The following is a 21,201-nucleotide window of genomic DNA, read 5'->3' on the forward strand; positions in this document are numbered from 1 at the left end:
CCCTTCCGAAACTTTTCTCATACATTTACTTTACCCATAAAAGATGAACAATTTGTTACCAAAATATTAGGTTTTAAAGAAGTTTTGGGGATTGGGTTTGAAGGTTGGGTTTTGTGGGTTTATTGGATTTTGGCGGGTTTTTGGTTTGCTGGGGCGTTTCTGCTCGGTGATTGTTCTAGGCTATCTGCAACCTTCTATCTTATTCTCTGGTAGAATCAAAGTTCGGCTTTTTTCATGTTTCATGCACTTGTCGGTCCCGCCTACTCGCTTCGCTCCTAGCCATATTGGGGCTTTGGTTGGTTAGTCGTTTTTGTTTGCAAGTGGTCAGGGTTTTCTGCTTCCTTCTGTCTTGTTCTCTGGTAGAATCCAAGTTCTGTGTTTTTTCATGTTCACCTGCTTGACGGATTCGCCTACTCGCTTCGCTCCTAGCCATATTGAAACTCTAACTCGGCAAAGTACGCCGAGCAAGACTTACAATAATTACTTTGACACGCAGAGTAATCCGTGCTATTATTACTCTATCAGATAGAACACTGTGCGCGCAGTTGTATTTTTGAATACTTTGGAGGTTTTAAAAATGATAACTATTAAAAAACATGTCGAACAATTATTCACAGATATCCCGGTGACGGAGGAAAGTCTGTTCATGAAAGAGGAAATTCTGCACGGTCTCGAGGACAAAGTGGATATCCTTATGGCGCAAGGGAAATCGGAGGAGGATGCAATCAATAAAGCGATTGTCGAACTCGGCGATTTGACGGATTTACGTATGGAACTGGCTGAGGCTCGTGTGAAACCGCCTAAATCGTATCTCGCCTGGACGCATTTCCAATTCTCACTCGTTGGCGCGGCGCTTATCATCGGCTTGCTTCTTTTCATCAATATTTACTACACGCCAACCGTTCTTTGGGTCGTTTTCCCTGCATTTGCAATCGTTTGGTGGCCGCTCGCCATGTACTTTAGATGCCTTCGCGTCCAAGGGGAGGTCATGAATTGAAAGGTTTAGTCAGCTTCTCAATCGTCGGTAGCGCGATTTGTATGTTTTTCCTAGTCATGCTCAATTATTTCCTAACACCAACGCTCGACTGGAGCATCTATCCTTGCATCGCCCTACTTCTCTGGCCCTTATCCATGTATTTCGTTTACCGCCAAAATTTAAAACAGTTCGCTTTCTTCACTAGTTCGGTCTTCATTATCCTGCTAACTGTCATCAACCTACGCGAAACGCCGGATGTTCTTTGGGTGCTATACGCCCTTTACCCGCTTGTTTTCTGGCCAGTTTTTACAGCTTTCGGGAAAAAAGCGTACACGATGACTGCCGCGGTGATTGGCGCTACAACAACGATTATCTACTATGCGTTGCTTAACATTGCCTTTTCACCGAGCTATCCGTGGATAATCGCCATCATTTTCGCAATCGGTTGGTGGCCATTATCGCTATACCACGCCAAACACAAAAACTTTTTCGCCTTCTCCATCCAAGCAAGTATTTGGATTAGCGCGTTTGTCATCGGAATGAACTGGGCCTTTTCGCCAAGCGTGATTTGGGCGATTTATCCGATTTTCGCCGTCGTTTGGTGGCCAATCTCGATGTACTTTTTTAGTGCGAAACGTCACATAACAACTTTATAATTCGGCGCATCTATGGTACATTCAAATAGAATCAAAAACTTTATTTGAAGGAGCTATTATAAAAATGGAAAATCAACTAGACGAAAAAGCCGTTTTGCGTGCTCAGCTGACGAATCCGCGCTGGATGACATTAACGCTCGCGATTATTTGTTCGCTGTTCGCCATATTTACATTGTTAGGCGTGTTTGTACTATTCGCACTATCAACAAAAGACATTAAGCCCGACGCAATCCACGCCTTACAAATCGCAAAAATCCTAGCCTCCGTGTTCTGTGTCCTTTACGCGATATTCGCCTTACTACTATTCAATAACTACTCCAAACTAAGAAAAGGCATCCTCGTTCCCAAAATGCTCTATTTCGCGCTAAGCATCTTCGTTATCTTATCCGCAGCAAATAGCATTTTCAGTGGACAATTAGGCGGCGTCTTTTTACCCCTTATCATCTTATTATTCGCAATTAAAATCATCTTAGATCTCGGAAAAATCAAATAATCCATCAAAAATATGAAAACCTGCTGGCTCTCAGTAGGTTTTTTTGCGTCTTAAACCCTCCTAAATAAAAAAATTTTCATCTAAATACAAAAAGTAATATTTTTTACATCATAATAAATCACTCTTTTGTCACAACTAACAAAATAATGTAATCTTTTATACATATTATTCATTTAACCGCTTTCTAAATGTGTCTAATTTATGTCCACGAACGAACTTTTGTGTTTTCCCCCGCATTTTCATGGGTACTAAAGTAAAGAAACCAACCTTACGACAGAAAATGTGTCGAAAATAGGAACACGGAGGTGCAGTTACCATGAAAAAATATATTGTTGTTTTTTTCCTAGTTTTATTCTCACTGCTAGCTATTGGTGATAAAACGTTTGCCCAAACAATCGCAGAACAAAATATGTCTCTAAACAATTGGAAAGTCTCATTGGTCGGTAAAGCTTTTCCAGCCTCCAATGTTGCCTTAAAACTGACTTTGGCTGAAAAAGAACAGGCGTTACAGCAAAATGTACTATCCAGACTAAATAAAGATCCAAAGAAAAACTATCTTTTCTCAAATGTGACAGCTTGGAAAACCAATTCCACACAATCCACAATCATTGCAACGAATATCGAAAAAATGGCGACTCTATACCAAACACCAAACTCGATTTATTATCGTAATCCTACTTTAAAACAAGATATTATTTACTCTCTAACTTGGTTCTACAACAACCTTTACAGCGCAAAAGTAGGTAAATTAAATAGGAATTGGTATGACTTGCAAATTGGTACACCGATTTCACTTGTAAATACGCTAGTTTTAATGAAACCTGATATTTCTAGCACCTTTTTACAAAATTACTTAAAAGCTATCGACTATTTTGAACCTGCAACTGCTACCGCAAAAGATGTCGGCACTGGCGCAAACCGTCTCGATAAAGGATTTATTGTGACCATACGTGGTGTCCTTGGAGGGAATCAGGCTAAGATTAACATGGGCACGGAGATGGTAAAACGTGTGTATACGCCGGTCACTTCTGGTGATGGATTTTACGCAGATGGCTCCTTTATTCAACATGCAAATACACCATACACAACAGGATATGGCGCGGCAGTCTTAGCTCGTAGCGCAGATTTTTATCAATTGCTTTCTGGTACAAAATCATTTAGCAACCTGCGCTCACTTCCTATGATGTTCACTTACTTAGACACTACTTATCTTCCTGTACTTTACAAAGATGAAGTTCTGGATATGACTCGCGGTCGCGGCGTTTCTCTAAAAGCTGTTTCGAACCAACAAATCGCACAAACGATGCTTTATGACATGTTTACAATTAGTCAAAAAAATAGTAATGTCGCTTATCGCGGGAAATATGCCAATATTATGAAATCTTCAATTATCAGTCAATCTCTACATCTCGATTTCTATAAAAACCTGACTATTCCGCAAGCCCAAACGTTCCAATCCATTTTGCTCAACAAAAAAATTCCCGCAACCTACCCAAATCGGACCCAAAACAAAATGATGGCTAGCGCAAGTCAAATGGTCGATATCAAATCTTCCTATGTCGCTGGTATCAGCATGTTCTCCAAAAAAATATCCGCATTTGAAAGCATTGGAGGTCAAAATAAATTAGGCTTTTACACAGGAACTGGCGCGCTTTATCTCTATAACGGCGACGAAGCATTCGAGGGAAACTACTACCCAACCGTTGACATGACAAGCCTCGCGGGCACAACAACCGACCACAAAACAAAACCAATTACATCCGATAACGCCAAATACCTTAATACCCAAGCTTGGTCCGGCGGCGTATCCGATCAACAAAACGGCTCCTCAACGATGCACTACAATATGAAAAATGTGACCGGAAGCACGCTCGAAGCACGCAAATCCTGGTTCTTCCTAAACGGTAAAATTGTGGCATTAGGCACCGGCATTACTTCAAAAGAAAACCTAAGCACCGAAACCATCGTCGAAAACCGTAAACTATTTAACACAAACCTCAATACCTTCGTCGTTGGCGGTCAAACCATCAATCTCGGCCAAACAAAAAACATCACGACCAAATGGGCCTATCTAAACGGCGCCGTTCCTAGTCAAAATATCGGCTACGTCTTCCCAACAGCCACCAACGTCACAGCCTACAAAAAAACGAAGACCGGCAACTGGAACACCATAAACACGCGCAACCGCAACGAAATAGTCAGTGCAAACTACACAGGCATCACGATTTCTCACGGCAAAAAACCGACCAATAAATCTTACAGCTACATCATCCTACCGGGTAAATCCAAACAAGCAACCGAGGCCTACAGTAAAAAAATCGACATCGAAATCCGCGCTAACAATCTCAATCAACAAGCCGTATTCGATAAATCACAAAACCTCTGGATCGCAAATTTCCGTCAAGCAAGCACGCTAAACGGCATCGTCGCTCAAACACGCGGCTCCATCATGATCCGCAAATCCGCGACACTACAAAAAATCACCCTTGCCGATCCAAGCATGGAACAAAGCAAAATCGTATTTTTAGTACCAAAAGTCGCAGGTCACAAAGTCAAAAGTAAATCCCCAGAAGTCAGCGTCACAACATCCGGTAAAAATTGGCGTATCCAAGTAAACACAGCCGCCAAAAACGGCAAATCATTCAGCGTTAATTTTGGAAAATAATATCGAGGGTGCCGTATCTAAGAAGATACCGCACCCTTTTAATATGTGACGAAATCAACACAGTTTAACCAAAAATAGCAACTGCTGACTGGAGTTTTTGTATTTTTTATACCTTTAATTGGTGCTATCATTATACGAGTAGCGACTTGCGAGTTACTACATATAAAGGAATTTCTGTTAACTGAAAAAGCCCGATAATATGCCTATATATTTACCTCGAGGAGCATACCTATCCCTGCCTAAAGATACAGTTTTTCTATACAAATTGGAGGACAAATAACAATGAACAACACTATCAAAAAATGGGCAGTAGTATCCGTCGCTGCAACAATGCTGACAACTTCTGTAATGGCTACCATCCCAATGGGTGCACACGCCGCAGAATCAGTAGTAGCTACTAGCGCACAAAACAGTAACGCCATCACAGCACCACAATTACTAAACGTAACAAAAGATGGTTTCTCTGGCAAATACGGTTCTAACATCGCTTCTGTTAAACTTATCGTAAATGGTAAAGTTTCTAAAGTAGCAACATTGTCAAACGGAACGTATTCATTCAGCGGCTTACTAAGCGGCAAACAAATTCGTAGCACAGACATCGTTTCTGTCATTGGTTACAACGCATTCGGTTCAGAAATGCACGAGCTAGAAATGGAACCAGGATATGCAGATGACGTTGTTATTCCACCAGTTGTAGCATCAATCAACAGCTACTCTATCACAGCACCAGACTCTCTTAGCCTATCGCAATCAGCATTTTCTGGCAATTACGGTTCAGATATTGCTTCTGTTAAACTTATTGTCGAAGGAAGAGTGGCACAAGTTGCAACTTTATCAAACGGAACTTACACATTCCATAACTTGCTAAGTGGTCAAAGAGTTCGCGTTACTGATGACATTAGCGTCATTGGCTACAACGCACAAGGCCAAGAAATGCACCAAATCAGTTTTGATGACATTACAAAATAAGCATTAAAAATAAGCAGGCGTCACGCATCCATTCTTTTTGGAAGATGTGACTCCTGCTTTTAATTTTTCACAATACAAGCGATAAAGGACGCATAGTCCGGCAATTCCAAAATCGTCTTATCATCATGCTCATTAAGCACATAATACAAATAACTGAAAACTTTCAACTCCGTACTCACATTCGGATTCACACAGGCAAACAAGGCATTTTGCACAGCCATCCCGTCAACGAGAACAGGCCTCGCCAAGTGCACAAATACAGCAAAAAAAGCTTGATTTCTTTCCGTCGTACAATGTGGCAACGCAAGATGATTAATCACTAAATTATTCCCTTTTTGCTCACGTTCCTGAATTTTAAATGCTTCATCTGGGGTTAAAACAGCTTTTTCCACGAGCTCCGTACATATGCCACGCACAACAGTGTCCCAATCCTCATCCACTTGGTTATCATAATCCATTGCCAATTCTTCAGGGAAAAAGGTACATATATTTTTGCGAACATCAATTTTTTCCAATGTATCTTGAATCGCCTGTAACTCCATTTTAGTAATAATTTTTTTGATGTCGATACATGCCACATCTGCGTCCACATCGGGATATACGGCATGATTATTCAACAGTAATTTGATATCGTGCTGCTCCAGCTTTTGCTCCAATTCTTTTTGGTGCATGACAACAATGACTTCCACCGTCTGGATTTCTCGCTCAATCATCTGCTTATTTATGCTAGCCACTGCATACTGGTCCGAAAATAAGATAACTTTTGCCGCTGCCTGCCTTCCTCGCTCCATCGCACATGAAAAATATAGACCAATTAAGTCGATATCATATAATTCGATGCCAAACGCTTCATTAACACTAGCAACAAACGTAATGCTCAAGTCAAAAGCCAGTGGATAGACCGCTTTTATATTTGAAATATTGTGCAACTTGCGATCATGCAACATAATCGGGTACGCAATACTCCGCTTCAAGTGGCCAACCAGCTGCTCTGCCAACTCCATATCATACACTAACGCACTATACTGTTCCCCCTGTTGCTGCAAAATTTCCTGCATAGCACTAGTCGTAATCAACTGACTTTTCTGCTGTTGCCTATCAAAAAACAGAGCTAATAAATGTTGCGCCCCAGCCGGAATCTCCAATCCTTCCAAAAAAGAAGTTTCCCCGGTCTCCCCATCATCCCCCAATACCATAGCCGCCAAAATCAGACTCGCTAAATGGGCGGAATGAATATTCGGATAATACCTAGCAACATCCAACTCCCTAATCCTTTGCAATAGCGCATCAAAATCATCTTTTGGAATCCCCAAACGCTCACAGAAAAAACTCGGGTTCTTATCAATCAAATTCGCAAGCAAAATCATTTTTCGAAATAGCGGCTCGTCCAAATAATGCCCATAATTCGGCCGCGATTTAATCTCCAAACGGTTCGCATAATGTCCCCGCAAAAAGACAATTTTCTCCGATATCATCGGTTTTGACAGGAATAAAGTGGTCGCTAAATCATCGAGTGTCCGAAAATCATGGCGCAATAATTCCAACAAAATAAGCTCATCGTCATACATCGACTGGTGCAAAAGGCTCCGATAAGCCATTTTATCCTCGATGTGCAATTGGTAACCACCCGCTTGGCTAGAACGTATCTCTCCCACTGATTGGAGCAAGTGGTTCATCTGAGAAATATCCCGCAAAACCGTTCTTTTCGAGGTTCCTGTTAATTTTGCCAGTTCTAAACCGCTTGCTTTGCCGTTTTCGAGACGTTCCATGATTTGTATTTGCCGCTGATTTAGCATCGTTTTTTACCCCCTTAATGTCAAAATTGCTTTATGCATCCGTTCTAAACCATCAACTAACTTGCTTCGTGAACACGCCACATTCATTCGTAAAAAGCCTTGCCCTCCATACGTTTCGCCTGGCATAACTGCTACTTTCCCAACGTGAATCAGCGCGTCCTGTAAGGCTTCTTTAGACACACCGAGCCTAGAAATATCCAGCCACGCTAAATACGTCCCTTCTGGTATCTCAAAATGAATTTCCGGCAGCTGATTCACGATATAATTTTTCAGAAAATGCATGTTGCTTTCCAAATGGACGACCAATTCATCCACGTAATCCGCGCTTTCATTATAGGCTACCATCGTTGCATACATGCCCAAAATACTGACAGACGAAAGCGCATCACGTTGCTTCAACTGCTTCAAAAACGCGTCACGAAGCGCCTCATCCGGAACCAATAAATAGGAACCCATCAACCCAGGCGTATTCATCGTCTTACTCGCCGACGTACAAATACACATATTCACAGGATTCTTGGTTAGACTCAAAATCGGCGTATAGCGCGAATTCCCGTAAACAATATCCATATGAATATCATCGGAAATAATAAAAACCCCTAAGCGCTCACAAATTTCAATAATCGCCTCTAATTCCGCTTTTTGAAAAACCCGTCCCGTCGGATTATGCGGATTCGTCAGCAATAAAATCTTCGCCCCCCGCAACTGCTCCTCCAACCGTTCCAAATCAATACAATACGTACCATTATCCCACAAAAGCTCATTTTCAACTAGTTCACGATTATTTTCCCGAATCAGGCTATAAAAAGCATCATACATCGGCGAAAAAACCACCACACGATCCCGTTCCGCACTTTTCAAACGTATCAAAACCGAAATCGCATAACAAACTGTCGGGCTATACAGCACCCAATCCATCTCAAACTGTGCATCAAAACGCGCCCGATACCAATCGATAATACTCCCCTTAAACGCCTCATGATTCCATCTCGAATAGCCAAAAACACCGTGCGCCACCCGTTCCTGAATCGCTGCAAGCACTGGCGTCGCAACCCGAAACTCCGTATCCGAAATCGAAAACGGCAGTAAATCCGCCTCGCCAAACCGATCCTCAATATAATCCCACTGCGTACAATATGTATTTTTCCGATCCACGACCTCATTAAAATCGTATTTCCCCATCCAAATCTCAGCTCTTTCCTATTTGAAAAGCCCAGCGCGCCCGCCAAGCCTTTCGATTTTTATCCAATATAGCGACAAATCGACGCATGTTTTTCTGCGTTATACGTCACTAAAAAATGATCTAGCAACGTCGCCAAACTATCATAATCCGACCTCGAAATCATCGACGAGTTAGCGTGCAAGTAACGCGTTGGCAAGCAAAACGCCACAACCGGACGACCGCCACCCATCACATTATAGCGCCCACCATCCGTAGCACCCGTTTTCATCGTACAAAACTGCAACGGTTCCGCCATATTTCGCGCCATATCAACCAAATCCTGCTTCAATTTTTGATGCGGAATGTAGCGTTTGTCAAAAAGCGCCAATGCCGCGCCAGAACCAAGTTTTAGCGGGAATTTAATCCGATCAAAGCCCGGTGTATCACCAGCGACCATCGTATCGATAACAATCGCAATATCCGGCGCAATCGCCTCGGCCGACGTCTGTGCACCGCGAAGCCCGACCTCTTCCTGCACCGTCGCCACCGCATACAACGTGATTTCCCCGTTCTCACACCGTTTAAAAAGCTCCGCCACAAGCGCGCATCCAGCTCGGTTATCCAGCGCTTTCCCCAAAATCCGATCCTGCGTCAACTCCGCAAAATTCGGCTCCGGACAAACAAAATCACCAACCGCGACGCCCATCTCCGCCACCATTTCCGCCGAGTCCGCACCGATATCAATAAACATCGCGTCATGCTCCATCGGGCGCGCCTTATCCGCCTCACTCAGCGCATGCGGAGCAATCGAACCGATAATCCCAGTCACTTTTCCAGTCTCCGTCCGAATCTCCACACGATGATTCAACATACTCTGATTCCACCACGAACCAACCGTATCAAATGACAGAAAACCATCCTCCGAAACATGCTTCACGATGAAACCAACCTCATCCATATGCCCAATAATCGCCACTTTTGGCCCCTTAGAACCCTTACGCGCGATAAAGCTACCCAAACCATCGAATGTAATTTCATCTGCCTCATTTACCAATTCTCGATATAAAATTTCGCGGATTTCTTGCTCATCACCACTAGTTCCCGATGCCATCACCAGTTGTTTCAGTAAATTCGTCTCCATCTTTTCGTTTCGCCTCTTTCCGTTTTAGCCACCATGTTTTCAGTACAATAATGAGGAAAATATTCAACGCCAGTCCAAACGCTAAAACAAGATAGAACCAGTACCACGGCGACATCAAGCCGATTAGCGGGTCAAACATTCCAATTCCGGGTGCTAGCCTTTGAATTCCAAACATAATCGTCAACATCCCAGCAATACCACCACTTAGCGTATTTGCCGTAATCATTGGAAACGGAGCAGCAAGTGCATACGGAATCGCAGGCTCCGTCGCAACCGTCGACCCAACAATAATCGAACTGATCGCCGCACCTTTTTCCTGTTTCGTAAATAATTTTGGCGCGATAAAAGTCGAAATCCCGGCAGCCATCGGAGGCATCAACGCTACAACACCAACGATCGCGTACCAATCATAAATCCCTTTGTCGAGCAGCGAGAAGCAGAAGAACCAGGCCGTTTTATTCACCGGTCCACCCATATCAAACGCAAGCATCGCGCCAACTAAGAACGCCGCAGCCAATTTCATTTCTGTCGGAATCGTGTTCAAGAAATGCAGCATCCCGTCCATCATGCCACCCATCACAGGCCCTAATACGTAAAATGTCAAAATACCAAAAATAAATAATGTCACAAACGGAATCAGCATCGAACCTAAGAGCGGTTGCAACGCCTTGCCCAGCTTCACTTTTCGGAAGTATTTCACAAAATAACCAATCGCGAGTCCCAGAACCACCGCACCTAAAAAGCCAGCACCCGACTCCGTTCCAAGCATCGTGTTATCATTCGCCAAATACGTGACCAGAAACGCCGGTGCAAATGCCGGTTTATCACCAATCGAGCTCGCAATATACGCACCCATAATCGGAATCATAAACTTGAATCCTAAGTAACCGATCGTCTCAACGACCCAAGCAAACGACGGATCACCATTCGCCATATCCACATACGGCATCCCAAACTGCACAAGCATATTCGCAATTGCAACGAGTAAACCACCGCCGATAACAAACGGCAATGCAGCAGAAACACCCGCCATCAAATGACTCATCACACTTCCAGTCGGCGCATCTTGATTTCCCATTTTAATGTTGTTATCCGCTGTAAATAATGTCGCTTTGCCTTCCAAATCATCATAAATCGTCTCAATCTGCTTCAACGCCTCCGAAACCTTCAGCTCCACAACCTTCTTATTCGCAAAACGGAATCGGTCTTCCTCACTAATCGTCCGTCCCAGCGCCAGAATCACGTAATCTGCCGCCTTAATTTCCGCCGGTGTCAAATGATTCTCAACACCACTCGCGCCCTGCGTCTCCACTTTTATCGTGTATCCTAGCGAAACTGCCTTACGTTCCAGCGCTTCCGCCACCATGTATGTATGCGCAATGCCCGCCGGACAATTCGTAATCGCTACAATGTTTAAACTTGTCATCATGCCTTCGCTCCCTTTTTATGAAATAACGCCTTGAACTAGCGTCAAAATCTCGTTTTCCGTACCCGTTTTTAATTTCCCTACAAATTCAGGATCCATCAATTTCCGACTCAGCTGCGACAACAACCTCAAATGCTCCTGTCCACCAGTTTCCGGCACAAGCAAGCAAATCCAGCAATGCACAGGCTTTCCATCCATCGCTTCCCACTCCACTTGATTCCCTCCACGTCCTACCAAAACGCCGACCTCCGTTACAAAAGCTGATTTCGCATGTGGAATCGCAATCCCGCCGCCAAATCCAGTAGTCGACTCCTCTTCCCGCAAACAAAGATCCTTATAAAATCCCGCCGCGTCCGTCACCTTCCCGTTCGCAACAGCCAAATCCGCAAATTCTCGCAAAATTTCCGCTTTCGTCTTTCCCTGCATCTCCAAGTTTATCCCACTTATCGTCATGATTTCCATTTCCACTCAGCTCCAAATCCTATTTACTTGCCACTTTGACACTGCTTCCTTGTCCTCTTTTAGTATAGTTGATAACGCTTACTAAAAAAACAATAGAAATGTCACACCGGTGATGACAGAATGCGCAGGAACTAAAATAAAGTTACAAAAAAGACTTTTCGACTCCCATCTTAACACTTCTCATACTAAAAATAATCTCACTTTCCCACATGTGAAATCTTTATGAACTTTTAAAAGCATATTGTATACTATATTCATCCAATTTGCTTTTCTGTTGCAGAAACGCGAACTTATTTTCCTATTTTAGACCCAAACTTATTTTTCTTTCAAATAACCAATTAATACTTTTATGAAATTAAAAAAGCTTAAATCGCTATACAAAACGTACCTATTGATAATAATCAACACATTTATAAAAGCGGACAAAGCACCTTATCTATCTTCCATCTCACACTTTCCATCCCGTTGCCTTTTACTAGTTCACCCGCTAAACTAAAATTAGAACCACAAAGGGAGGAATTATTAATGAAACAGTTTTTCAACAAACGTTTCGCTGCTCTAGTCATTATTTTTGCAGTCTTTTTTGCATCTTTTGCACCAGCAGCAAACGCTAGTATCCTGAATCCGGCTATTTACACAGTCTCTGGAACAGTATACGCAGACACAAATGGCAACGGCGTGATGGAATTGCACAACTTAGATTTACCACTCGCTAACATGTCGGTAACACTTCACAAAACACTGGCTGACGCACAAGCAGGCACGAACATCGTTGCTACCGCTAAAACAAATGCAGTCGGTGTTTACAACTTCACGAAACTTGCAAAAGGAAATTACTTCATCAAGTACGGCACAGAAACAACTACAAAACCAGTTGTACAAGCCAATTCAGCCACAGACGCAGCTGGCAAACAAATTCCTGGCATCGCGGCAATCACAATCAACACATTAAACGTTGTAACGTGGGCAGACTTAGCAACTAAGAAAACAACAAACCTAACAATGACACCATTTGAAGACCTAAACGGAAACGGCACGAAAGACAGCAACGAATCCATTTTAGATGGTAAAACACTTATCTTCATTAACTTAGAAAAAACAGCAGACCTTATTTCAAGCGGTCGTCTATCACAACTGGACTTAAACTCTAAAATTATGGGCGCGCTCGGCGGTAGCTTAGACATCGAAGACGCAATCCTTTTCAGAACAAGCAGTAAAGGCGCAGCAATCACAATGCCAAACGTTGATCCTGGCATGTACGTGATGGTTCGCTCGCCGTTTAACCTAACCATTGGCGACCTACTTGGCAACATTGACAAAGTAACGGCCATCATCAACATCATTTCTGGCGGAGACATCCAAGGCATCCTAGACACCCCAACATTGCTCGACACAGGCGACATCTCAACAACACCGAACAACGACTACATCAAAGCACTTGCAAACTTCCTACCAAAAGCAATTAAAGCCGTAGAAAAAGTCGATGTAGAAAAAGTTCTAGGTACAGACGCTGCAACAAGTGTCAACACAACGCTTGCCGACGTTCAATCTTTAGCAACACTTCTAAACCACATCCCAGCCATGCGTTTTGCAAAAGTCGACATCTGGGGTAACTCGTACGACCTAACAGCTCTGAAATTCGCAAAAACAACAGACTTCCAATTCGGAATCCGTAAACTACCAGTCATCACTGGCGACCTTTTTGTGGATAAAAACAAGAACGGCAAAAAAGACTTGCTAGAGTTTGGTAAAGCAACAAAAGTAACAGCTTACGATGCAAACGGAAATGTTATCCAGTCCGTAACAACATCATCACTTACTACTAAGTTCACACTAGACAAGTTAGCATTTGATAAAACAATCTACCTTGGTATCGATGGCACAAACAGCTATAGCCCAGTATACACAGGACCAGTTCCTGCCGCATTACAAGGCCTACGCTTAGTTGGCGCCTACACGTTTGATTCGAAAGCTTCTATCCAAGAAATCAAACAAAACATACCTTTACTACCTTAATAAAATAGACAAAGCCATTACTCGATGAACTCACGTCGAATAATGGCTTTGTTTGCGGTTTTTAAGGCTGATTTGCTGTTTTTATAGGCTATTAGACTTTTTTGTAAAATAAGCACTTTTTATACATTCTATCTGCTATAATATCGATAGAGAAGTGTGAGACGGAAGGCTAGTCTATTGGAAAGGGTGATGCCTTATCTATCTTAATTTGTCGTTGCCCCCAGAAAGTGCAACAAGTGTCTGTGTATGAAGCTCTGAGCATTGCAATATCCTTTGCCACGCTCGTTCTCTACATCGATCGTGATAAAGACAAAAAGAGATAACCGTCCCTACTTTGACCAAAAAGTAACGGTTATCTCTTCGTTATAATACGGCCACCGTTTCAGACGGCTCTGACTTGAGGGTTGTGTTGACGCACGACCCTCTTTTCGTATTCATTATAGCAAATCATCTGCATTATAGCAAATCATTCTTTCCTAAAACAAACTTCATGAATTAGTCTTCTAATTTCGTAAATTTACGTTTCAAAAGCATATAAACTGCTGTTAAAATGGCGCCAAGTCCAGCTGTCATTGGGATGATTGGCATTGTGTCGCCTGTTTTCGGCAAGTCTTTTGCGTTTTCTGATTTAGTGGCTTGCGTATCTGTCACGCTTGGAGTATTTTGGCTATCTGTTACCGCTGGAGGCGTTGGCTTATTGTTGTTTCCTTTTTCAGGTGTTACAAAGACTCCTTTATCTGGCTGTTTGTCTGGGGCTGTTACTCCCGGCGCTGTTGCAGCCTCGCCAAGCGTTACATTCGTTGCTGTTGCCCAATCATTTAGCGGCGTGATTGTGTAAACCGTATCTTTTGCTAGCTCACCACTCACAAGGTCAAAAATGCCAGTCGTGCCTTGACGTGAAGAATAACGATATTGCGCTACTAGTGTCGTACCGTCTGCGCTTTTTAGTTCTACTTGGCGTCCTGCAAGTAAGTCCATACCTGGATCTTTAGCTAATGTTAGCTCGAATGACTTGGTATCGATAGCTTCTGCCTTCGCGATAACTAGCGGTGCGATTTCTTTTGCCGTGAAAGAATCATTGGTAACGTCTGCCCAATCAGAAGTAATCGTGTACGTCACGCCTGGTGTTAATTTTTCACCAACTGGCAAACGGAATTTCGGTGCTTGGCGACGGTCGGATGCTTGCGTAAATGGTACATAATTTGCCGTATACACATCACCATTCGTTCCAGTAAGCGTCACGCTGCGGTCGCGCAAAGAAGAAATAACTTGGAATTGCTTGCCACTCGCGTCACGATTATCATCATCAATCACAAACGCTTGGTCGCCGCGTCCGCCAGCATATGCCGCAATAATATTCGCGTAATCAACCACGCCATCCGCTTGGAATGACTCGATTTCAAACGTATCGTTCGTTACCTGCGCTGAATCTCGCATATTGATTTTAGCCGAACTACCAACAAAAGTCTCAACTGGTGTTCCTTTATAGCTCAACGTGTACGTTTTTCCAGGTTCTTGCACCGTCACAGGCACGATGTAAGTGCTCTTAGATCCGGATTTCAAACGTGGTACATTCACGATACTCAAACCATCACTAAATACAAAATTTTTCTTGATTGCGTCTAAATTACTGTCCGCCACCTCATCTGCTGAAAGCGCCTCTGGAAAAATAATTTGTAGCGTCATCGCGTTTAAGGACTCGATTTTGTACGCCGCTTTTTGGCCTAATGTCACATCTGTAGTGGCAGCCCAGTTATTTTGTGGTACAATTTCATAAGCGATTGCTTCATTCAGCATACCTCCACCAGTCACATCAAAAGTACCTGTCGCACCTTGGCGTGAAGAGAAACGATAGCTCGCTGTTAACTCACTGCCATCCGTGCCTTTTAGAACGACACTGCGTCCAGCTAGCAAGTCCATACTAGGATCCGCTGCTAACGTCAGTTTGAAGGAAGTCGCATCAACAAATTCTGCTGAATCAATGGTTAATGGCGCCATAGCACGTGCTGTAAAGGTAGGATTCGCAATGGTCGCCCAGTTAGAAGTCACTGTATACGTCACGCCCGGCGTCAACGTTTCCCCAGCAGGTAAGCGGAATTTCGGCGCTTGACGGCGATCCGATGCTTGCGTAAATGGTACATAGTTTGCCGTATAGATATCACCATTCGACCCAGTCAGCGTCACGCTTCGATCACGTAATGACGAAATCACTTGGAGCGCTTGACCAGCCGCAGTTTTGTTATCATCATCGACTACAAACGCTTGGTCCCCGCGCCCACCAGCATAAGCCGCGATAATATTCGCATAATCCACCGTACCATCCGCTTGGAACGATTCCAATTCAAACGTATCACTCGTCACTTGGTTCGTATCGCGAATCCCAACTTTGACATTGCTTCCCGTGAAAGTCTGCGTCGCGCCACCCTTATAGCTTAGCGTGTAGGTCTGCCCAGGATTCTGAATCGTCACAGGAACGATATACGTATCCGTGGAACCCGATTTCAAACGAGGTACATTAACAATACTAAGCCCACCGCTAAACTCAAAATGTTCCTTTATCGCGTCCAAATTACTATCCGCAACATCGGCTGCTGGTAACGTCCCGTCAAACTTGATTTGTAATGTCATCGCGTTTAGCGAGCGCAATTCAGTGATTGCCGCCACACTTGCCGTGGTTGCACTCGTCCCCGCAGCTGATACACCAATTGGCGCTACTTGAGGCGCCACACCCGCGATAATCGTCGTGGCTACTAAGATAGAAGATAATACTTTTTTTGATTGTGTCATTTTTACATTCTCCTTTTTATTTCGAAATTGATACTCTCTACATCATAGCGCTCAATTCTAAACTCAAAATAAGCTGGAGATTAAATAATTATTAACCGACATTAAATTCCAATATCATTTTTTTCCCACCTCTAAAAGTTTATGATAAAACACCTAGTATCCCAGTTTTATAGCATATACTTAGTATGTAAACAAGTTCACAACCCTCCAGACATAACCCCCTTTTTTCCCTTCAAAGCTCTCTAGTGCGTGCCCCCTCTCCGCTAGAGAGTCCTTAGTACAGCTATCATATTTTAGGAGGAACTCTGCATGAAAAAACTAATGACCCTATTTTTAATCGTACCGTTACTGGCCTCAACGCTCTTATTTCCAGTACACAGCGATGCATCTGAAATGAACTTCTCCGTAAGCGCAAACATCCCAGAAAACCAAATCGACAAAACGAAAAGCTACTTCCATCTGAAATTAGCGCCCGGAAAAGAGCAAACCGTCGATGTCACGCTGACAAATGAGACCGATCAAGAGCTTACCGTCCTGACCTCTGTGAACACCGCAGTGACGAACGATAACGGTATTGTGGACTACAGCCAAGAAAACCCGAAGCTTGATAAAACGCTGAAATATCCGATATCTGAGCTCACAGAATCCGCGGGTGAAGTCGTTCTTCCAGCCAACTCAAGCAAAAATTACCCCATCAAAATAAGCATGCCAAACGAGGCTTTCGACGGCACAATCCTTGGTGGCATCTATTTCAAAGAAAAGACACCCAAGAAGAAAGAATCACAATCTAAGGACATTCAAATCGAAAATCAATACGCGTACGTCATCGGTATGATACTCACACAAAATGATACGCAGGTCAAACCCGATCTTACCCTAAACGCGATTACACCAACGCAAATCAACTATCGTAATGTCGTGACGGCGAACTTGCAAAATACCGAGGCCACGATTCTCAAAGATCTAGACGTCGAAGCACAGATCTATAAAGGCGACGGAACAAAAGTTTTGCACGAAGCCTTTAAACAAAACATGCGAATGGCGCCAAACTCCAACTTTAACTTCCCAATTAGTTGGGGAACGCAAGAATTCGAGCCTGGAAAATACCGCCTAGATATGATAGCAACGAGTGGCGAAAAATTTTGGAAATGGTCTGAATATTTCACAATAGACGGTAAGACTGCAGATGACTTGAACGAAACCGCACTTGATATCGAAAAAGACTACACGTGGTTATACATTATCGGCGGGTCGATACTCGCACTGCTGATTCTTCTCCTTGTATTCCTACTTGGCAGAAGATCCAGAAAAGACGAAGAGGAAGAATAACGCCCAAAAAGCTACCAAATCCAACAATGATTTGGTAGCTTTTTTTGATATGTTCACCGACTTGGAATCAACGACGTATAAATAATCTCATCCGCCACCGTCTCATCTTCCAGTAGCTTCAGCAATTTCTCCGCGGCGACCGCACCCCACTTATACTTCGAGTACTCAATCGTCGCCAATCGCGGTTGCAAATATTGCCCGACTTCTGTATTATCAAAGCCAATAACCTTCACATCACGCCCAATCACAAGCTTCGTTTTCGCAAAATAATTATACATACCAATCGCCATTTCATCGTTTAACGCAAAAACAGCTACTGGCTCGCCAACCCATTCCTGCTCAATCTGCTGCGCTGCTTTTTCGCCCGTCACTTTTGAGAAATCGCCAGGAATCACAATAACCTCCTCATCCCGAAAGCGTTCCAACTCAGAAAGCGCCGCACGTAATCGCTCCTCGCTATCATACGTGTTGGTAGGCCCCGTCACAATATAGAACTTGCCCGAAAAACCGGTTTTCAAATAACCGACAGCAAGTGTTGCCCCCGCCTTGTTATCGAGCAAGACCTGCCGCACATTCGGATGTTCCACTTCACGATCCAGCACGACAATTTTATGACCACGATCCGCATACTCCAACAATTCCTCCGTCGAAAATCCCATATCCAAAATAATCGCGCCATCAATCATTCGCTCCGGTAAAAAACGATGCGCCTTCATGCCACTGCAAACAATCAACTCATAACCCTTGGCCAAAAGCGTATCCGTAAGCCCATGTAACAACTCACCATAAAATACACCGCTATAATTCGCCAAATAAATACCAACAATCTTCGTTTTCCGTGTTTTTAGCGTCCGTGCTGCCATATTCGGAATGTAGTTTAACTCATCCGCGATTGCCACAATTCGTTGTCTCGTTGCGTCCGTGACTTTAGGGCTGCCGTTTAACGCATAAGAAACAGTGGAAATCGAGACACCCGCTTTTTTCGCTATATCTTTAATCCCAACCACTGCGATCCGCTCCTTGTTTCCTTTTCTTTATTATGCACTATTTTACAGCCATATGTCTATTTCCTACCTCATTTAAACCAAACAAAATGCAGCTTGTAAATGCGTTCCAATAAATACATTAAAATCACCTGGATCACTTGTAAAATCTAGGTTTGGTTTGTAATAACGCAAATCCTCTTCCGTCAAACTAAAAGTCACCGTTTGATCCTCGCCTGGCGCCAAATTAATCTTCGTAAATCGTTTCAATTCCTTGCGCGGTCTACTCACTTTTCCGACGATATCCTGCACGTAAAGCGCTACGGTTTCTTTTCCAGCAGTTTTCCCGGTATTTTTCACCGTCACCGAGATAGTAAGCGTATCCGTTTTTGTCATCGTATCACTCGAAAGCTCGAGATCACTATGTGCAAAAGTCGTGTAGCTCAGCCCAAAGCCAAAATCGAACAGTGGCTGATTCGGGATATCGATGTATTGCGACACATAATGCTCCTGCGCATCCGCCGCGTCCGCGGGTCTCCCCGTGCTCAAATGATTATAGTACACCGGAATTTGCCCTGTTGTGTATGGGAACGACATCGGCAATTTCCCATTCGGGTTCACGCGACCACTTACAATATCCGCCACCGCATTTCCAGCCTCCGTCCCAGGGAACCACGCCTCCACCAACGCGTCACTTGCCTCAATCAAACCATGCAGATCAAGCGGTCGACCATTGAAAAGTACCGTCACGACTGGTTTTCCAAGCGCGCGAATCGCGTCAATCATCGGATACTGCGACTCCGGCAAACGAATCGTCGCGATACTGTTCGCTTCGCCACTTCGATTCGCCGACTCGCCAAGCGCCAGCACAATCACATCCGCGTCCTGTGCCACACGAACCATTTCCGCAATCTCGGTTTCCGTCACGTTTTCCGTATCCGCCGCACCAGCAACCTCCACCTGATCAAACTGCGCCTTCATGCCATCCGCAACCGACACTGCGTCCTTCCTATCGCCCAGCCACGACCATGCACCCAGCACGTCCTGTGTCTCTGCAAGCGGTCCAACAAGCCCGATTTTCGTCCCCGTCGTCGCAAGCGGCAATAAGTCCCCGTCATTTTTCAGCAACACCATCGCGTCCGCCGCAACCTCGCGCGCCGCCTCCCGATGCTCCGCCGACAAAATATCCCGCTGCCGATCCGCGTCCCCCTTCAAACCACGATACGGATCCTCAAACAACCCAACATCCCGTTTCAACTCCAAAATCCTCATCACCGCTTCATCCAACAAGCTCTCAGGCAACACACCATCCTCAATCAAACGCGCCACATTTTCCAAGTAGCACGTCGTCATCATTTCGATATCCACGCCCGCGCGCAATGCCGCCTCTGCAGCCTCCGCCGAATTCGCCGCCGTACCGTGATTGATAATCTCCTTGACCGCGCCCCAATCCGAAATCAGCACACCATCAAAGTCAAGCTCGTCCCGCAACACATCCCGCATCAACCACTCGTTCCCCGTCGCTGGCACCCCGTCCACCACATTAAACGCCGTCATCACAAGCTTCGAACCCGCTTCAAGCGCCGCCGTGTAAGCCGGTAAATAATTCTGGTACAACTCCCGCATCGACATATCCACCGTATTATACTCACGCCCAGCCTCCGCCGCACCATACGCCGCAAAATGCTTCACGCAAGCCGCCATTTTTTCATGATTTTCCGCCAACTCATCCGGATTCCCCTGATAACCTCGCACAAAACTCGCCGCCATCTCACTATTCAAATGCGGATCCTCACCCGTCGACTCCATCACGCGCCCCCACCGAGGATCGCGAACCAAGTCTACCATCGGCGAAAACGTAACCTGCAAGCCAGCCGCCGTCGCCTCTTTTGCCGAAACCGCCGCCATTTTCTCAGCCAGCGCCACATCCCAAGTAGCCCCAATCGCAAGCGGAATTGGAAAAATCGTCTTATAGCCATGCACCACATCCGCCATAAAAATAAGCGGAATCCCGAGCCGACTCGTTTTCAAATACGCCTCCTGAATCGCGATCATCTCACTCGCCGTCGCCGACCCTAAAACCGATCCCGCATTCTCCGAAATGTCCGGTGTAATCCCCATCTCCGCCATCGGCCCCGTGATTTCCCCCTCCGTAATCGTTCCCTTATAAAACATCGGTGCTAACTGCAAAAGCTGTCCAACCTTCTCCGACACCGTCATTTGTCCCAATAATTCTCCAAGCTCTACTTTTTTCATAATACACGTCCTCTATCCTAATATTTCGAAACGTTTCTATTTAATCATATCAACAGTATAAGCGTTTTCTTTTTCTCCGTCAAA

At 44.4% G+C, this 21,201-nt stretch carries 15 protein-coding genes; 7 read left to right on the forward strand and 8 right to left on the reverse strand.

The genetic code is table 11. The annotated features are described in order from the left end of the window. Positions 1-577: 577 nt before the first annotated feature. The 5 genes from DUK53_RS10435 to DUK53_RS10455 all read left to right on the forward strand — a co-directional run bounded on the left by DUK53_RS10435 (position 578) and on the right by DUK53_RS10455 (position 5,759). Entirely contained in the window at positions 578-997 is a 420-nt protein-coding gene (locus DUK53_RS10435) for a permease prefix domain 1-containing protein (protein WP_036131924.1), read from the forward strand. Continuing rightward, on the forward strand, positions 994-1,632 hold the full coding sequence (locus DUK53_RS10440) for a hypothetical protein (protein WP_036094604.1): 639 nt from the start codon (positions 994-996) through the stop codon (positions 1,630-1,632). Before DUK53_RS10435 ends, DUK53_RS10440 begins: the two co-directional genes overlap by 4 nt. A gap of 64 nt (positions 1,633-1,696) precedes the next feature. Next, entirely contained in the window at positions 1,697-2,125 is a 429-nt protein-coding gene (locus DUK53_RS10445) for a hypothetical protein (RefSeq protein ID WP_036094605.1), read from the forward strand. Between the two features lie 316 nt (positions 2,126-2,441). Continuing rightward, positions 2,442-4,790, forward strand: a complete 2,349-nt coding sequence (locus tag DUK53_RS10450; protein WP_052164914.1) for a polysaccharide lyase 8 family protein — start codon at positions 2,442-2,444, stop codon at positions 4,788-4,790. 282 nt (positions 4,791-5,072) lie between these two features. Then, a complete protein-coding gene (locus DUK53_RS10455) occupies positions 5,073-5,759 on the forward strand; it encodes an immunoglobulin-like domain-containing protein (protein ID WP_036131926.1) in 687 nt (228 codons plus the stop codon). A 59-nt stretch (positions 5,760-5,818) separates the two neighbouring features. On the opposite strand, the gene DUK53_RS10460 is transcribed toward DUK53_RS10455, so the two are convergent. The 5 genes from DUK53_RS10460 to DUK53_RS10480 are packed head-to-tail and all read right to left on the reverse strand — an operon-like array spanning position 5,819 to position 11,746. Next, a complete protein-coding gene (locus tag DUK53_RS10460) occupies positions 5,819-7,555 on the reverse strand; it encodes a PTS sugar transporter subunit IIA (protein WP_036131929.1) in 1,737 nt (578 codons plus the stop codon). 6 nt (positions 7,556-7,561) lie between these two features. Then, on the reverse strand, positions 7,562-8,737 hold the full coding sequence (locus DUK53_RS10465) for a MalY/PatB family protein (RefSeq protein WP_036131931.1): 1,176 nt from the start codon (positions 8,735-8,737) through the stop codon (positions 7,562-7,564). A 59-nt stretch (positions 8,738-8,796) separates the two neighbouring features. Continuing rightward, on the reverse strand, positions 8,797-9,858 hold the full coding sequence (locus DUK53_RS10470) for a zinc-binding metallopeptidase family protein (RefSeq protein WP_036131933.1): 1,062 nt from the start codon (positions 9,856-9,858) through the stop codon (positions 8,797-8,799). Further along, positions 9,812-11,287 (reverse strand): PTS fructose-like transporter subunit IIBC, encoded by a 1,476-nt coding sequence (locus DUK53_RS10475; protein WP_036094610.1) that lies wholly within the window; start codon positions 11,285-11,287, stop codon positions 9,812-9,814. The genes DUK53_RS10470 and DUK53_RS10475 overlap by 47 nt, the downstream gene beginning before the upstream one ends. A 15-nt stretch (positions 11,288-11,302) precedes the next feature. Beyond that, the gene (locus DUK53_RS10480; RefSeq protein WP_036131935.1) at positions 11,303-11,746 is read right to left on the reverse strand and encodes a PTS fructose transporter subunit IIA; all 444 of its coding nucleotides are present in this window, start codon (positions 11,744-11,746) and stop codon (positions 11,303-11,305) included. Between the two features lie 525 nt (positions 11,747-12,271). Between DUK53_RS10480 and DUK53_RS10485 the strand changes: the two genes are divergently transcribed. Next, positions 12,272-13,762 carry an SdrD B-like domain-containing protein gene (locus DUK53_RS10485; RefSeq protein WP_036131937.1) on the forward strand — a complete coding sequence of 497 codons (1,491 nt, stop codon included), beginning with the start codon at positions 12,272-12,274 and terminating at the stop codon, positions 13,760-13,762. A gap of 495 nt (positions 13,763-14,257) precedes the next feature. On the opposite strand, the gene DUK53_RS10490 is transcribed toward DUK53_RS10485, so the two are convergent. Continuing rightward, entirely contained in the window at positions 14,258-16,549 is a 2,292-nt protein-coding gene (locus DUK53_RS10490; RefSeq protein WP_081964431.1) for an LPXTG cell wall anchor domain-containing protein, read from the reverse strand. Positions 16,550-16,858: 309 nt separating this feature from the next. Between DUK53_RS10490 and DUK53_RS10495 the strand changes: the two genes are divergently transcribed. After that, on the forward strand, positions 16,859-17,878 hold the full coding sequence (locus DUK53_RS10495) for a WxLIP family cell surface protein (RefSeq protein ID WP_036094613.1): 1,020 nt from the start codon (positions 16,859-16,861) through the stop codon (positions 17,876-17,878). Between the two features lie 53 nt (positions 17,879-17,931). Here the strand turns inward: DUK53_RS10495 and DUK53_RS10500 are convergent, their stop codons facing one another. Together DUK53_RS10500 and DUK53_RS10505 are read right to left on the reverse strand one after the other, a co-directional pair. After that, positions 17,932-18,885 carry a LacI family DNA-binding transcriptional regulator gene (locus tag DUK53_RS10500; protein ID WP_124892726.1) on the reverse strand — a complete coding sequence of 318 codons (954 nt, stop codon included), beginning with the start codon at positions 18,883-18,885 and terminating at the stop codon, positions 17,932-17,934. A 72-nt stretch (positions 18,886-18,957) separates the two neighbouring features. Then, positions 18,958-21,117, reverse strand: a complete 2,160-nt coding sequence (locus DUK53_RS10505) for a glycoside hydrolase family 3 N-terminal domain-containing protein (protein WP_036131939.1) — start codon at positions 21,115-21,117, stop codon at positions 18,958-18,960. Positions 21,118-21,201: the final 84 nt, after the last annotated feature.

The sequence above is a fragment of the Listeria sp. SHR_NRA_18 genome (genome assembly GCF_003856515.1).
GTDB classification, from domain to species: Bacteria; Bacillota; Bacilli; order Lactobacillales; family Listeriaceae; genus Listeria_A; species Listeria_A newyorkensis.

What these genes read in the sequence shown, in the direction of transcription:
- DUK53_RS10435 (WP_036131924.1), top strand. Translation starts at nt 578, where the DNA reads ATGATAACTATTAAAAAACATGTCGAACAATTATTCACAGATATCCCG.
- DUK53_RS10445 (WP_036094605.1), top strand. Translation starts at nt 1,697, where the DNA reads ATGGAAAATCAACTAGACGAAAAAGCCGTTTTGCGTGCTCAGCTGACG.
- DUK53_RS10450 (WP_052164914.1), top strand. Translation starts at nt 2,442, where the DNA reads ATGAAAAAATATATTGTTGTTTTTTTCCTAGTTTTATTCTCACTGCTA.
- DUK53_RS10455 (WP_036131926.1), top strand. Translation starts at nt 5,073, where the DNA reads ATGAACAACACTATCAAAAAATGGGCAGTAGTATCCGTCGCTGCAACA.
- DUK53_RS10460 (WP_036131929.1), bottom strand. Translation starts at nt 7,555, where the DNA reads ATGCTAAATCAGCGGCAAATACAAATCATGGAACGTCTCGAAAACGGC.
- DUK53_RS10465 (WP_036131931.1), bottom strand. Translation starts at nt 8,737, where the DNA reads ATGGGGAAATACGATTTTAATGAGGTCGTGGATCGGAAAAATACATAT.
- DUK53_RS10470 (WP_036131933.1), bottom strand. Translation starts at nt 9,858, where the DNA reads ATGGAGACGAATTTACTGAAACAACTGGTGATGGCATCGGGAACTAGT.
- DUK53_RS10475 (WP_036094610.1), bottom strand. Translation starts at nt 11,287, where the DNA reads ATGATGACAAGTTTAAACATTGTAGCGATTACGAATTGTCCGGCGGGC.
- DUK53_RS10480 (WP_036131935.1), bottom strand. Translation starts at nt 11,746, where the DNA reads ATGGAAATCATGACGATAAGTGGGATAAACTTGGAGATGCAGGGAAAG.
- DUK53_RS10485 (WP_036131937.1), top strand. Translation starts at nt 12,272, where the DNA reads ATGAAACAGTTTTTCAACAAACGTTTCGCTGCTCTAGTCATTATTTTT.
- DUK53_RS10490 (WP_081964431.1), bottom strand. Translation starts at nt 16,549, where the DNA reads ATGACACAATCAAAAAAAGTATTATCTTCTATCTTAGTAGCCACGACG.
- DUK53_RS10495 (WP_036094613.1), top strand. Translation starts at nt 16,859, where the DNA reads ATGAAAAAACTAATGACCCTATTTTTAATCGTACCGTTACTGGCCTCA.
- DUK53_RS10505 (WP_036131939.1), bottom strand. Translation starts at nt 21,117, where the DNA reads ATGAAAAAAGTAGAGCTTGGAGAATTATTGGGACAAATGACGGTGTCG.